This window comes from Paucibacter sediminis, assembly GCF_030254645.1.
GTDB classification, from domain to species: Bacteria; Pseudomonadota; Gammaproteobacteria; order Burkholderiales; family Burkholderiaceae_C; genus Paucibacter_B; species Paucibacter_B sediminis.
The window spans coordinates 1,376,912-1,388,400 of sequence record NZ_CP116346.1 but is presented as its reverse complement, the minus strand read 5'-3'; the positions used below and the strand labels follow the sequence as shown (position 1 = coordinate 1,388,400).

The following is an 11,489-nucleotide window of genomic DNA, read 5'->3' as shown; positions in this document are numbered from 1 at the left end:
AGCATGGCCGCCTCGTTCCCCCGCGCCCTGGCCGCCCTGCTGCTGAGTCTGGCAACGCTGGGGGTGCTGGCCCAGAGCGAGCCGGCCGCGCCCCGCAAGGTGCTGCGTTATGCCTTCCTGGTGGGCGAGACCGGCTTCGATCCGGCCCAGCTCTCGGACCTCTATTCGCGCTACCTCACCGCCCATATCTTCGACGGGCTCTACAAGTACGATCACCTGGCGCGGCCCTACAAGATCAAGCCGAACGTGGCCGATGGCATGCCCGAGGTCTCGGCCGACTACCGTACCTGGACGGTGCGCTTGCAGAAGGGCATCTACTTTGCCGACGACCCGGCCTTTGGCGGCAAGAAGCGCGAGCTGGTGGCCGAGGACTTCGTCTACAGCTTCAAGCGCTTCTTCGACCCCGCCACCAAGAGCCCGCTCTACTCCACCCTGAAGGACGAGGGCATCCTGGGCCTGGATGAGCTGCGCCAGCGCGCGCTCAAGAGCAAGAAGCCCTTCGACTACGACCTCCCGGTGGAGGGCCTGCGCGCGCTGGACCGCTACACCCTGCAGCTGCGCCTCGCCGAGGCGCGCCCGCGCCTGCTCTACACGCTGGCGATCGGCGACGTGATGGTGGCGGTGGCGCGCGAGGTGATGGAGGCCTACCCGGGCAAGAGCATGGAGCACCCGGTGGGCACCGGGCCCTTCGTGCTGAAGCAGTGGCGGCGCAGCTCGCGCATGGTGTTCGAGCGCAACCCCAACTTCCGCGAGCTCTATTACGACGCCGAGCCGAATGCCGACGATGCCGAGGGCCAGGCCCAGCTGGCGCGCTTCAAGGGCCGGCGCCTGCCGATGCTGGACGCGGTGGAGGTGGCCATCATCGAGGAAGGCCAGCCGCGCTGGCTGAGCTTCCTGCGCCGCGAGTTCGACCTGCTGTTCCTGCTGCCGGAGGAGTATGCCGACATCGCCATCCCGCACGGCCGCATCGCGCCCCATCTGGCCAAGCAGGGCATCCGGGCGCACAGCATGGCCAGCCCCGACCGCACGCTGTTCTACTTCAATATGGAAGACCCGGTGGTGGGCGGCTACACGCCCGCCAAGGTGGCGCTGCGCCGCGCCATCGGCCTGGCCACCGACGTGGGGCGCGAGATCCGCCAGGTGCGGCGCGGCCAGGCGGTGCTGGCGCAATCGGTGGTGGCGCCGCTGACCTGGGGCTACGACGCCGACTTCAAGAGCGAGAACAGCGATTTCGACCCGGCGCGCGCGATGGCCCTGCTGGACATCTATGGTTATCTGGACCGCGACGGCGACGGCTGGCGCGAGCAGCCCGACGGCACGCCGCTGCTGATCGAATATGCCTCCTCGCCCGACAGCCGCTCGCGCCCCTTCGAGGAGCTGTGGCAGAAGGACCTGGCGCGCATCGGCATCCGCATCAAGGTGAAATCGGCGCAATGGCCCGAGCAGCTGAAGGCCTCCCGGGCCGGCCAGCTGATGGTCTGGCAGCTGGGCTATGCGGCCGCCACGCCGGACTCGCAGCTCGGCTTCGAGCTGCTTTATGGACCAGCGGCGGGTGGGCAGAACCTCGGCCGCTTCCGCAACGCGCAGTACGACGCCGCCTACGACGCGATGCGGCGCCTGCCCGACGGCCCCGAGCGCCTCGCCCAGCTGCACGAGCTGCAGCGCCTGACGCTGGCCTATATGCCGCAGAAGTACCGCGTGCACCGCATCGTCAACGACCTCACCCAGCCCTGGGTGCTGGGCTTCCGGCGGCCCGCCTTCGGCACCAGCTTCTGGTCCTATGTGGACATCAATCCGGCCGGGCGGCCCGCGCCGTGAAACGCCGCCGCCTGCTGCAGGGCGCCATGCTGGCGCCGCTCGCCTGCCGGGCCGAGGGCGAGCGCGGCCATAGAAAAATCCTGCGCACCGCCTTGCCGTCGGCCGAGGTCGGCTTCGATCCGGCCCAGGTCTCCGACCAGACCTCGGTGCAGGTCAACGCCCATATCTTCGAGGCGCCGCTGGCCTACGACTACCTGGCGCGCCCGGCCAAGTTAACGCCGCTCACCGCCGCGGCCCTGCCCGAGGTCTCGGAGGACTTCAAGCGCTTCGTCGTCACGCTGCGCCCCGGCATCTTCTTTGCCGACGACCCGGCCTTCGGCGGCAAACCGCGCGAACTGGTGGCGGCCGACTACGTCTACTCGATCAAGCGCTACTACGACCCGCGCATCAACTCCGAGCATCTCTACGTCTACGAGACCGCCAAGCTGCTGGGCCTGTCGGAGCTGCGCGCCGAGGCCCTGCGCAGCAAGAAGCCCTTCGACTACGAGCGGCCGGTGGCCGGGCTGCGCGTGCTGGACCGCTACCGCTTCGAGATCCGCCTGGCCGCGCCCGACCCGCGCTTCGTGCATGTGCTGGCCTCCAACAACTATGCCGCGGCGCTGGCCCGCGAGGTGGTGCAGGCCAACGGCGGCGAGGTGATGGCGCACCCGGTGGGCACCGGGCCGTTCCGGCTCAAGTCCTGGCGGCGCGGCTCGCAAATCGTGCTGGAGCGCAACCCCGGCTTTCGCGAGCAGCTGTTCGAGGCCGAGCCCGCGCCCGGCGATGCCCAGGCCGAGGCGATCGCGCGCCAGCTGGCGGGCAAGCGCCTGCCGCTCTTGGACGAGGTGCAGATCGCCATCATCACCGAGAGCCAGCCGCGCTGGCTGGCCTTTGCCGGCGGCGAGCTGGATCTGCTGGAGCTGCCCACCGAGATGGCGCCGCATGCGATGCCGCGCGGCCGCCTGGCGCCGGCCCTGCAAAAGCGCGGCGTGCAGGCCTTTGCCAGCTCGGGCAGCGACGTCAAGTTCAGCTACTTCAATCTCGACGATGCGCAGATCGGCGGCCTGCAGCCGGCGCGCGTGGCGCTGCGCCGCGCCATCGTGCTGGCCTACGACAACGAGGCCGAGCTGCGCCTGGTCTTCAAGGGCCAGGGCGTGCTGGCGCAATCGATGCTGCCGCCGGCGGTGTATGGCTACGAGCCCGGCCTCAGCAGCGAGGCCAGCCGCAGCGACCCGGCGCGCGCGCAGGCCCTGCTCGACCTCTACGGCTACGAGCGGCGCGATGCCGAGGGCTACCGCACCCATCCCGATGGCAGCCGGCTCACGCTCAGGCGCGCCGGCAGCCCCGACGCGCGCCAGCGCCAGCTCAACGAGCTGTGGAAAAAACGCATGGACGCGGTGGGCCTGCGCATCGAGTTCGAACAGGCGCCGTTCGGCGAGCTGATCAAGAAATCGCTGGCCGGCCAGCTGCAGATCTGGGGCTATAGCTGGAGCATCGGCGCGCCCGATGGCGACTTCTTCCTGGGCATGGGCTACGGGCCCAATGCCGGCCAGTCCAACGATGCGCGCTTCAAGCTGCCGGCCTTCGACCGCCTCTACGAGCGCCAGCATGTCATGCCCGACGGGCCCGAGCGCCTGGCGCTGATGCGCGAGGCGAACCGCCTGCTGCTGGCCTACATGCCCTACCAGGTGCACAGCCATGGCCTGCGCGTGGACCTCTGCCAGCCGGGCGTGCAGGGCTTCATGCGCCATCCGCTGGGGCGTGACTGGTGGCGCTACGTGGACCTGGTGTCGCCTGCGCGATAGCCGCGGGGCGGGCCGCGCCGCCATCATGCGGCATGGCAGCCCCGCATGAACTCGATCGCTACCGCGACTTCCTGGCCCGCACCCAGGGCCTGAGTTTCACGGACTACGAGGCGCTGTGGCGCTGGTCGATCAGCGAGCTCGACGCCTTCTGGCTGAGCCTGTGGGACTTCTTCGAGCTGCACTCGGACACGCCCTTCGGCGATGCGCTCAGCGAGGACCGCATGCCCGGCGCGCGCTGGTTCGCCGGTGCCACCCTCAACCACGCGGCCCAGGTGCTGCGCCATGCCGATGCCGCCGCCGCGGCGGGCCGCCCGGCGATCCTGTGGGCCACCGAGGCGATGCTGGCGCGCGGCGAGCGCGCCGAGCTGAGCTGGCCCGAACTGCGCGCCCAGGTGGGTGCGCTGGCGGCCTCGCTGCAGCGCCTGGGCGTGCAGCGCGGCGACCGGGTGGTGGCCTATCTGCCTAATATCCCGCACACGGTGGTGGCCTTCCTGGCCTGCGCCAGCCTGGGCGCGATCTGGTCGGTGTGCTCGCCCGACATGGGGCCGGTGGCGGTGCTGGACCGCTTCCGCCAGATCGAACCCAAGGTGCTGATCGCGGTGGACGGCTATACCTATGCCGGCCAGGCGGTGGACCGCATGGACACGCTCGCCGCGGTGCTGGGCCAGCTGCCCAGCGTCGAGCATGTGCTGCTGCTGCCCTGGCTGGATGCCGGCGTGGACGAGCAGCGCCTGGCCGCACCGCTGCGCCCGGCCTACCGCTTCGATGCCCTGGCCGGCGGCGATGAGCACCTGGACCCGCTGCCCCTGCCCTTCGAGCATCCGCTCTGGATCGTCTATTCCAGCGGCACCACCGGCCTGCCCAAGCCCATCGTGCACGGCCACGGCGGCATCGTGCTGGAGGCACTGAAGCTGCAGGTGCTGCATGGCGACCTGCGGCCCGAGGACCGCTTCCACTGGTACAGCTCGACCGGCTGGATCATGTGGAACTGCCAGGTCAACGCCCTGCTGGCGGGCGCCAGCATCTGCCTGTTCGACGGCAGCCCCGGCGGCCCGCGCGAGGCGCCCGACTGGGGCACGCTCTGGCGCTTTGCCGCGCTCACGCGCGCTAGCTTCGTCGGCGCCGGCGCGGCCTTCTACGCCAGCTGCCTGAAGGCGGGCGTGCGGCCGCAGCAGCAGGGCGATCTGAGCGCGCTGCGCGGCGTCGGTTCCACCGGCAGCCCGCTGGCGGACGAATGCTATGACTGGATCTGGCAGCAGCTGCCGGCGGTGGACGGCGCGCCGATCTGGATCAGCTGCATCGCCGGCGGCACCGATTTCGCCGGCGCCTTCCTGGGCGGCCTGCCGGGCGCGCCGGTGCGGCGCGGCCAGATGCAATGCCGCTGCCTGGGCGCGGCGGTGCAGGCCTACGGCGAGCCCGATGCCCAAGGCCGGGGTCAGGTCTTGCTGGACGAAGTGGGCGAGCTGGTCTGCACGCGGCCCATGCCCTCCATGCCCTTGAGGTTCTGGAACGACCCCGGCGACCGGCGCTACCGGGAGAGCTATTTCGACATGTACCGCGGCCCGAATGGCGAGGGCATCTGGCGCCATGGCGACTGGCTGCGCATCACCCCCGAGGGCGGCGCCATCATCTACGGCCGCAGCGATGCCACCATCAACCGCCACGGCATCCGCATGGGCACGGCCGAGCTCTACCGCGCGGTGGAGGCACTGCCCGAGGTGCTGGACAGCCTGGTGGTGGACCTGGAGTACCTGGGGCGCGAAAGCTATATGCCCTTGTTCGTGGTGCTGCGCGAAGGCCTGGCGCTGGACGCCGCGCTGCAGCAGCGCCTGCGCCAGGCGATACGCGAGGCGCTCTCGGCCCGCCATGTGCCCAACGAGGTCTTCCAGGTCAGCGCGATCCCGCGCACGCTCTCCGGCAAGAAGATGGAGCTGCCGGTGAAGAAGCTGCTGCTGGGCGCGGCGGCCGACACGGTGTTCAAGCGCGATGCGATGGCCAACGCAAGCTGCCTGGCCTGGTTTGAGGACTTCGCGGCACGGCGGGCGGAGCGCGCCGCACACTGACGCGCAGGCGGGCCGGCAGCCAGGGGCTACTATCGGTGCATCGAAACCCCGTGGCAGGGAGTGCGATGAGGGGGGTGTCAGGCTTCGAGTCCAAGGTGCTGCTGGCCTTTGCCAGTGCCGCGCTGGTGGTGGCGGCACTGGCGGGCAGCATCTGGAAGCTGGTCGGCGACGAGGCCGATGCCACGCAGCGCGTGGCGCGCAGCCATGAGCTGATCAGCTCGCTGGCGCGCGTGCGGGCGCGCACCCTGCAGATCGAGTTGGCGACGCAGAACTTCCGCCTCACCGGCGATCCCGCCCGCATCGAAGAGCGCGACAGCTCGATCGCGCGGCGCGAGCAGCTGCTGCAGCGTATCCGGCTGCTGACCGAGCAGGACGCGCTGCAGCGCGGGCGCTGGGACCAGCTGCGCGCGGTCATCGACCAGCGCCTGCAGTTCGCGCGCCAGATCGAGACGCTGCGCAAGACCGAGGGCGAGCCCGCCGCCACCGCCTATGTGGCCAGCGTGCCGCTGGCGGCCACGCGCCAGCAGGTCTACAACCTGCTCACCACCATGGAGGACGAGGAGGTGGAGCAGCTGGCGCAGCGCAGCGCCGGCGAGCTGCGCACGCACCGGGCGCTGTCGCTCAGCGGCGCCCTGCTGGCGCTGTTCCTGCTGGCCCTGCTGGCGGGGGTTTTCGAGCTGATCCGCCGCCAGCTGCGCGTGAGCGAAGATCATCTGCGCAGCATCATCAGCAATGTGCCTGCCATGATCGCCTATGTGGATGCCGGCCAGCGCTATGTCTATGTGAACCAGCAGTACCTGCAGCGCTTCGCCCCCGCGCAGGGCGACATCACCGGGCGCAGCGTACGCGAAGTGCTGGGCGAGGATCGCTACGCGATCGCGGCGCCCCTGATCGCCCGGGCGCTGGCGGGCGAGGCCCTGAGCTACGACTGGCAGCCGTTCCCGGAGGTCTGGCAGGTCATCAACTACGTGCCCAAGCATGCCGCCGACGGCCAGGTGGCGGGCTATTACGTGCTCGGCTCCGACATCACCGAGCGCAAGCGCGCCGAAGCCCATATCCAGGGCCTCAACAGCGAGCTGGAACTGCGCGTCAGCGAGCTCGAGCATGTCAGCCGTGCGCTGCGCACCCTCAGCGCCGGCAACCGCACCATGCTGCGCGCCAGCGAGGAGCAGGCGCTGCTCGACAGCATGTGCGTCGCCATCGTCGAGTCCGGCGCCTATGCGATGGCGGCGGTCTGGTACCGCGTCGACGATGCGCAGCGCACGCTCGATCCCAGGGCCGCCTGCGGCTATCCGCAAGGCGTCGAGGGGCTGCGCGTCCTGCATGCCAGCTGGGGCGATGGCGAGCGCGGGCGCGGCGCCGCGGCGCGCGCGATACGCAGCGGCGCGCTGACCCTGGTGCGGGACATGCGCGGCCATCCCGACTACATGGCCTGGCAGGCCGAGCTGGGCGGCCACGTGTCGGTGCTGGCCTGCCCCTTGCGCGTGGAGGGCGAGGTGATCGGGGCGCTGGCGATCTACCACGCCGAGGCCGATGCCTTCGACGCCGACGAGATCCGGCTGCTGGGCGAGTCGGCGGACGATCTGGCCTTCGGCATCGGCACCCTGCGCGCGCGCGCCGAGCAGGCGCGCATCCAGGCCGCCATGCACCAGCTGACGCGCTACGACGCGCTCACCGGCCTGCCCAACGAGGCGGTGTTCAGCGATCTGCTGGTGGCGGCGATGCACCACAGCGAGCACAGCGGGGGCTCGTTCGCGGTGCTGCAGACCGACATCGACCGCCTGCGCGAGGTCAACGACGCGCTCGGCTTCAGCCATGGCGACCAGATGCTGCAGGAGTTCGGCGCGCGTCTGCGCCGGGTCGTGCCCGCCCATGCCACGGTGGCGCGCCTGCGCGGCGACGAGTTTGCCGTGCTGCTGCCGGAGGCCGGCCGCGCCGAGGTGACGCGCCTGGCGCAGCAGTTGGAGGTGGCGCTGGCGGCGCCCTGCCTGGTGGCGGGCATTCCGCTGGACCTGAGCGCCAAGACCGGCATCGTGCTGTTTCCCGAGCATGGCGCGACGCCGCACGATCTGTTCCGCCACATGGATATTGCGGTGCACGAGGCGCGCCACCAGGGGCGCCGCCATGTCATCTTCGACCCCGATCAGCAGTTGGACCGCCCCGGGCGCCTCAAGCTGGCGATCCAGCTGCGGCAGGCGATCGAGAGCGACGAACTCAGGCTCTATCTGCAGCCCAAGGTCGAGATGCGCAGCGGCCGTGTCTGCGGCGCCGAGGCGCTGCTGCGCTGGCAGCACCCCGAGCGCGGCCTGGTGCCGCCGGGCGAGTTCATCGGCCTGGCCGAGGACACCGGCCTGATCAAGCCGCTCACCGAATGGGTGTTGCGGGCGGTGACGCAATGGCTGCGCGCATCGACGGGCGCGGCCGCTGGCCTGCCGGTGGCGGTCAATCTGTCGGCGCGCAATCTGCGCGACGAGGGCCTGCTGGAGCAGTTGCGCGGCCTGCGCAGCGGCGGCGACTATCCGGCCGGCCTGCTGGAGATCGAGATCACCGAGAGCACCGTGATGGAGGATGCCGAGCATGCGCTGCGCGTGCTGCATGGCCTGCGCGAGCAGGGCATCGCGCTCTATGTCGACGATTTCGGTACCGGCTATTCCTCGCTGAGCTATCTGCAGAAGCTGCCGGTCGATTTCATCAAGATCGACCAGTCCTTCGTGCGCTCGCTGGGCGGCGACAAGGACGCCGCGGTGATTGTGAAGTCCACCATCGACCTGGTGCACGATCTTGGGCGTCAGATCGTTGCGGAGGGCATCGAGACGCAAGACGCCTGGGATCTACTGGCCGCCTGGGGCTGCGATATCGCGCAGGGCTATTTCATCGCCCGGCCGATGCCGGCGGCGGACTTCGGCGCCTGGGCCGCGCAGTACCGGCCGCCGCAGTGACGCTGAGCCAGGCCGTCAGCTCATGTGTGCGCCCACGGTGCTGCGGTGCGGCTCCGCATCGCCGGGATGCCGGCCCATGTTCAGCGGCAGCGAGATGAAGGCCACCAGCACCACGGGCACCAGCGACATCGTGATGACGCCGGCGAGCTGGCGCAGGAACTGGCTGAGGTCGGTTTGCATGGCAGGTCCCGTGTGAAGTTGAACGACAGCCTCAGCATCGGGCTACGGTCTGAAGGAATCCTTAGCAGCGCGCCTGATCCAAATCAGGCGCGCCGGGGCGCGGGTCGTTGAAGATGGCAACTGCAAGCTGAAAGCCCCCGCCATGACCGCCTCACAACTGCTGGCCTGGATCGCCGGCGCGCTGCTGTTGCAGTTGCTGCTGGGCGGCGCATGGGCGTACCGGCGCCGGCGCGAGCAGCCGGTGTTCGCGCCACTGCCCGCCATGCCGGCGGCGCAGGGCGGTGCGTGGCAGGGGCTGCGGGCCTTCCGTGTGCAGGCGCGCGTCGACGAGGATGCTGCTCGCAGCCAGTGCTCCTTCTACCTGGTGCCGCTCGATGCGCAGCCGCTGCCGGCCTTCAAGCCCGGCCAGTTCCTCACCTTTGTGCTGCCGCTGCCGGACCCGGCCCGGCCGGGCGGCGAAGCCGGCGTGACGCGCTGCTACTCGCTCTCGGATACCCCCGACCCGGCGCACTACCGCGTCACCATCAAGCGGCAGCCCGACGGTCGGGTGTCGCGCTACTTTCACGAGCAAGTCCAGCCCGGCCAGGTGCTGCAGCTGAGGGCGCCCGCGGGTCATTTCCATATCGATGCGGATGGCCGGGAGCCGGCGGTGCTGGTGGCCGGCGGCATCGGCATCACGCCCATGCTGAGCATGTTGCGTTGGTGCCTGGCGCATCAGCCGCAGCGCCGCCTGCACCTTTTTTACGGGCTGCGCAACGGCGCCGAGCATGCCTTCAAGGCGCAGCTGGAGCAGCTGGCCGCCGCCCACCCGCAGCTCACGCTCACCGTGGCCTACAGCCGGCCGGCCGCGAGCGATCGCCTGGGCACGGATTACCAGCATGCCGGTCATGTGGATCTCGAACTGCTGCGGCGCACGCTGCCGCATGGGCGACACCGCTTCTTTCTTTGTGGCCCGCCGGCGCTGATGGCAAGCCTGGTGCCGGCCCTGGCGGCCTGGGGCGTGCCGGAGTCGGACATCCACTACGAGGCCTTCGGCCCGGCATCGCTGCCGCGCTCGGCGCCGGCGGGTGGCGCTGACGCGGGGGCGGCGCCCGGTCTGCATGCCCAGCTGCGCTTCCAGCGCTCCGGCCGCAGCCTGTCATGGGACGGCAGCGCCGCCAACCTGCTGGACTTTGCCGAGGCGCATGGCATTACCGTCGATTCGGGTTGCCGCTCGGGCGGCTGCGGCAGCTGCGAGACGCGCCTGCTGGAGGGCAGCGTGCATTACCCGCACCGCCCCGACCACGACCCGGCGCCCGGGCATTGCCTGCTCTGCGTGGCTCAGCCCGCCACCGATCTGGTGCTGGAGGCCTGATGCCCATCCAAGCCCGCCTGATGCGCCGTGAGCTGCTGCCCTTCGTGCTCTACCTGGGCCTGTTGGTGCTGGCGACCCTGCTGCTGGATGCGCTGCTGCATCTGTTCAACATCTATTGGGTGGGCCGCTATCTGGGCATTCCCGGCACGTTGCTGATCCTGGCCTCGTTCGGCTATTCGCTGCGCAAGCGCAAGCTCATCGGCGGCGGCCACCCCACGCAATGGCTGCGCCTTCACGAGTTGCTGGCCTGGCTCGGCGCCCTGCTGGTGCTGGTGCATGCCGGCATCCACTTCAATGCCATCCTGGCCTGGCTGGCGGTGGCGGCCATGCTGGTGAATGTGGCGAGCGGGCTGCTGGGCAAGTTCCTGCTCGACCGCTCGCGCCGGCGCCTGGAAGAAGCGCGCCAGCGCATGCGCGACCAGGGCTGGACGGCCGACGAACTGGAGGAGCGCACCTACTGGGACAGCCTCACCTTCGATGCCGTCAGGCAGTGGCGCGTGGTGCACTTCCCGATCACGCTGGCGTTCGGCGGCCTGGCCCTGGCCCATATCCTGGCCGTGTTCCTCTTCTGGGGCTGGCGATGAAGCAGCAGCGGCCCTGGTTGCGCTGGGTGATCGCGCTGAACCTGGCGGCGCTGGTGGCGCTGGCCTTTGTGTATCCGCATCTGATGGTGGCGCCGGGTGCCCTGCTGCCGGCGCATGCCGAGCTGGCCACCGACTGCTTCGCCTGCCATGCGCCCTGGCGCGGTGCGTCGGCGGCGCGCTGCGAGAGCTGCCACCACCTGGCCGACATCGGGCTGCGCGGCAGCAAGGGCCAGCCCCTGCCCGTGCGCGCGGAGAAGCAGACGGGGAGGACGGGCTTTCACCAGCAGCTCATCGACCAGGACTGCATGGCCTGCCACGGCGACCACCAGGGCACGGCAGCGGGCCAGCGCAGCCGCAAGCCTTTCTCGCACGCGCTGCTGCGCGCCGAGGCGAGCGCCGATTGCAAGGCCTGCCACCGCATGCCCGGCGATGCGCTGCATCGCAAGATCGAGGCCGGCAACTGCAAGCAATGCCACAGCCAGGAGCGCTGGAAGCCGGCCAGCTTCGAGCATGCCAAGCTGTTCGTGCTCGACCGCGATCACGACAGCGCCTGCGTCACCTGCCACCTGGGCCATGATTACAGCCGCTACAGCTGCTATGGCTGCCACGAGCACAGCGAGGCCAAGGTGCGTGCCGAGCATGAGGAGGAGGGCATCCGCGACTTCGAGAACTGCGTCGAATGCCATCGGGATCCGGGCGTGGAGCCCGATGAACGCGGCGCCGGGCGCCGCGGGCGCAAGCGCGACTGAGGCCTTGCGGCCCCGGCC

At 70.3% G+C, this 11,489-nt stretch carries 8 protein-coding genes; 7 read left to right on the top strand and 1 reads right to left on the bottom strand.

Features of this window, described 5'->3' with window-relative positions:
* Positions 1 to 3 precede the first annotated feature (3 nt).
* From PFX98_RS06285 to PFX98_RS06270, 4 genes are all read left to right on the top strand, one after another.
* Positions 4 to 1,818 carry an ABC transporter substrate-binding protein gene (locus PFX98_RS06285; RefSeq protein ID WP_285234325.1) on the top strand — a complete coding sequence of 605 codons (1,815 nt, stop codon included), beginning with the start codon at positions 4 to 6 and terminating at the stop codon, positions 1,816 to 1,818.
* Positions 1,815 to 3,602, top strand: a complete 1,788-nt coding sequence (locus PFX98_RS06280; RefSeq protein ID WP_285234324.1) for an ABC transporter substrate-binding protein — start codon at positions 1,815 to 1,817, stop codon at positions 3,600 to 3,602. Before PFX98_RS06285 ends, PFX98_RS06280 begins: the two co-directional genes overlap by 4 nt.
* Positions 3,603 to 3,634: 32 nt before the next feature.
* Positions 3,635 to 5,665: an acetoacetate--CoA ligase gene (locus PFX98_RS06275; RefSeq protein ID WP_285234323.1), complete on the top strand. Its 2,031-nt coding sequence runs from the start codon at positions 3,635 to 3,637 to the stop codon at positions 5,663 to 5,665.
* 65 nt (positions 5,666 to 5,730) lie between these two features.
* Positions 5,731 to 8,604: an EAL domain-containing protein gene (locus PFX98_RS06270; RefSeq protein ID WP_285234322.1), complete on the top strand. Its 2,874-nt coding sequence runs from the start codon at positions 5,731 to 5,733 to the stop codon at positions 8,602 to 8,604.
* A 15-nt stretch (positions 8,605 to 8,619) separates the two neighbouring features.
* Here the strand turns inward: PFX98_RS06270 and PFX98_RS06265 are convergent, their stop codons facing one another.
* A complete protein-coding gene (locus PFX98_RS06265) occupies positions 8,620 to 8,784 on the bottom strand; it encodes a hypothetical protein (protein ID WP_285234321.1) in 165 nt (54 codons plus the stop codon).
* Between the two features lie 142 nt (positions 8,785 to 8,926).
* On the opposite strand from PFX98_RS06265, the gene PFX98_RS06260 reads away from it, so the two are divergent.
* From PFX98_RS06260 to PFX98_RS06250, 3 genes are read left to right on the top strand one after another with little or no spacing between them, the layout of a single operon-like run.
* A complete protein-coding gene (locus PFX98_RS06260; RefSeq protein ID WP_285234320.1) occupies positions 8,927 to 10,138 on the top strand; it encodes a 2Fe-2S iron-sulfur cluster-binding protein in 1,212 nt (403 codons plus the stop codon).
* Positions 10,138 to 10,722, top strand: coding sequence for a hypothetical protein (locus PFX98_RS06255; protein ID WP_285234319.1), 585 nt, complete (start codon positions 10,138 to 10,140; stop codon positions 10,720 to 10,722). The genes PFX98_RS06260 and PFX98_RS06255 overlap by 1 nt, the downstream gene beginning before the upstream one ends.
* A complete protein-coding gene (locus tag PFX98_RS06250) occupies positions 10,719 to 11,471 on the top strand; it encodes a cytochrome c3 family protein (protein ID WP_285234318.1) in 753 nt (250 codons plus the stop codon). Before PFX98_RS06255 ends, PFX98_RS06250 begins: the two co-directional genes overlap by 4 nt.
* Positions 11,472 to 11,489 lie beyond the last annotated feature (18 nt).

Coding starts and splice junctions, on each gene's coding strand:
- PFX98_RS06285 (WP_285234325.1), top strand. CDS start 4: ATGGCCGCCTCGTTCCCCCGCGCCCTGGCCGCCCTGCTGCTGAGTCTG.
- PFX98_RS06275 (WP_285234323.1), top strand. CDS start 3,635: ATGGCAGCCCCGCATGAACTCGATCGCTACCGCGACTTCCTGGCCCGC.
- PFX98_RS06270 (WP_285234322.1), top strand. CDS start 5,731: ATGAGGGGGGTGTCAGGCTTCGAGTCCAAGGTGCTGCTGGCCTTTGCC.
- PFX98_RS06265 (WP_285234321.1), bottom strand. CDS start 8,784: ATGCAAACCGACCTCAGCCAGTTCCTGCGCCAGCTCGCCGGCGTCATC.
- PFX98_RS06260 (WP_285234320.1), top strand. CDS start 8,927: ATGACCGCCTCACAACTGCTGGCCTGGATCGCCGGCGCGCTGCTGTTG.
- PFX98_RS06255 (WP_285234319.1), top strand. CDS start 10,138: ATGCCCATCCAAGCCCGCCTGATGCGCCGTGAGCTGCTGCCCTTCGTG.
- PFX98_RS06250 (WP_285234318.1), top strand. CDS start 10,719: ATGAAGCAGCAGCGGCCCTGGTTGCGCTGGGTGATCGCGCTGAACCTG.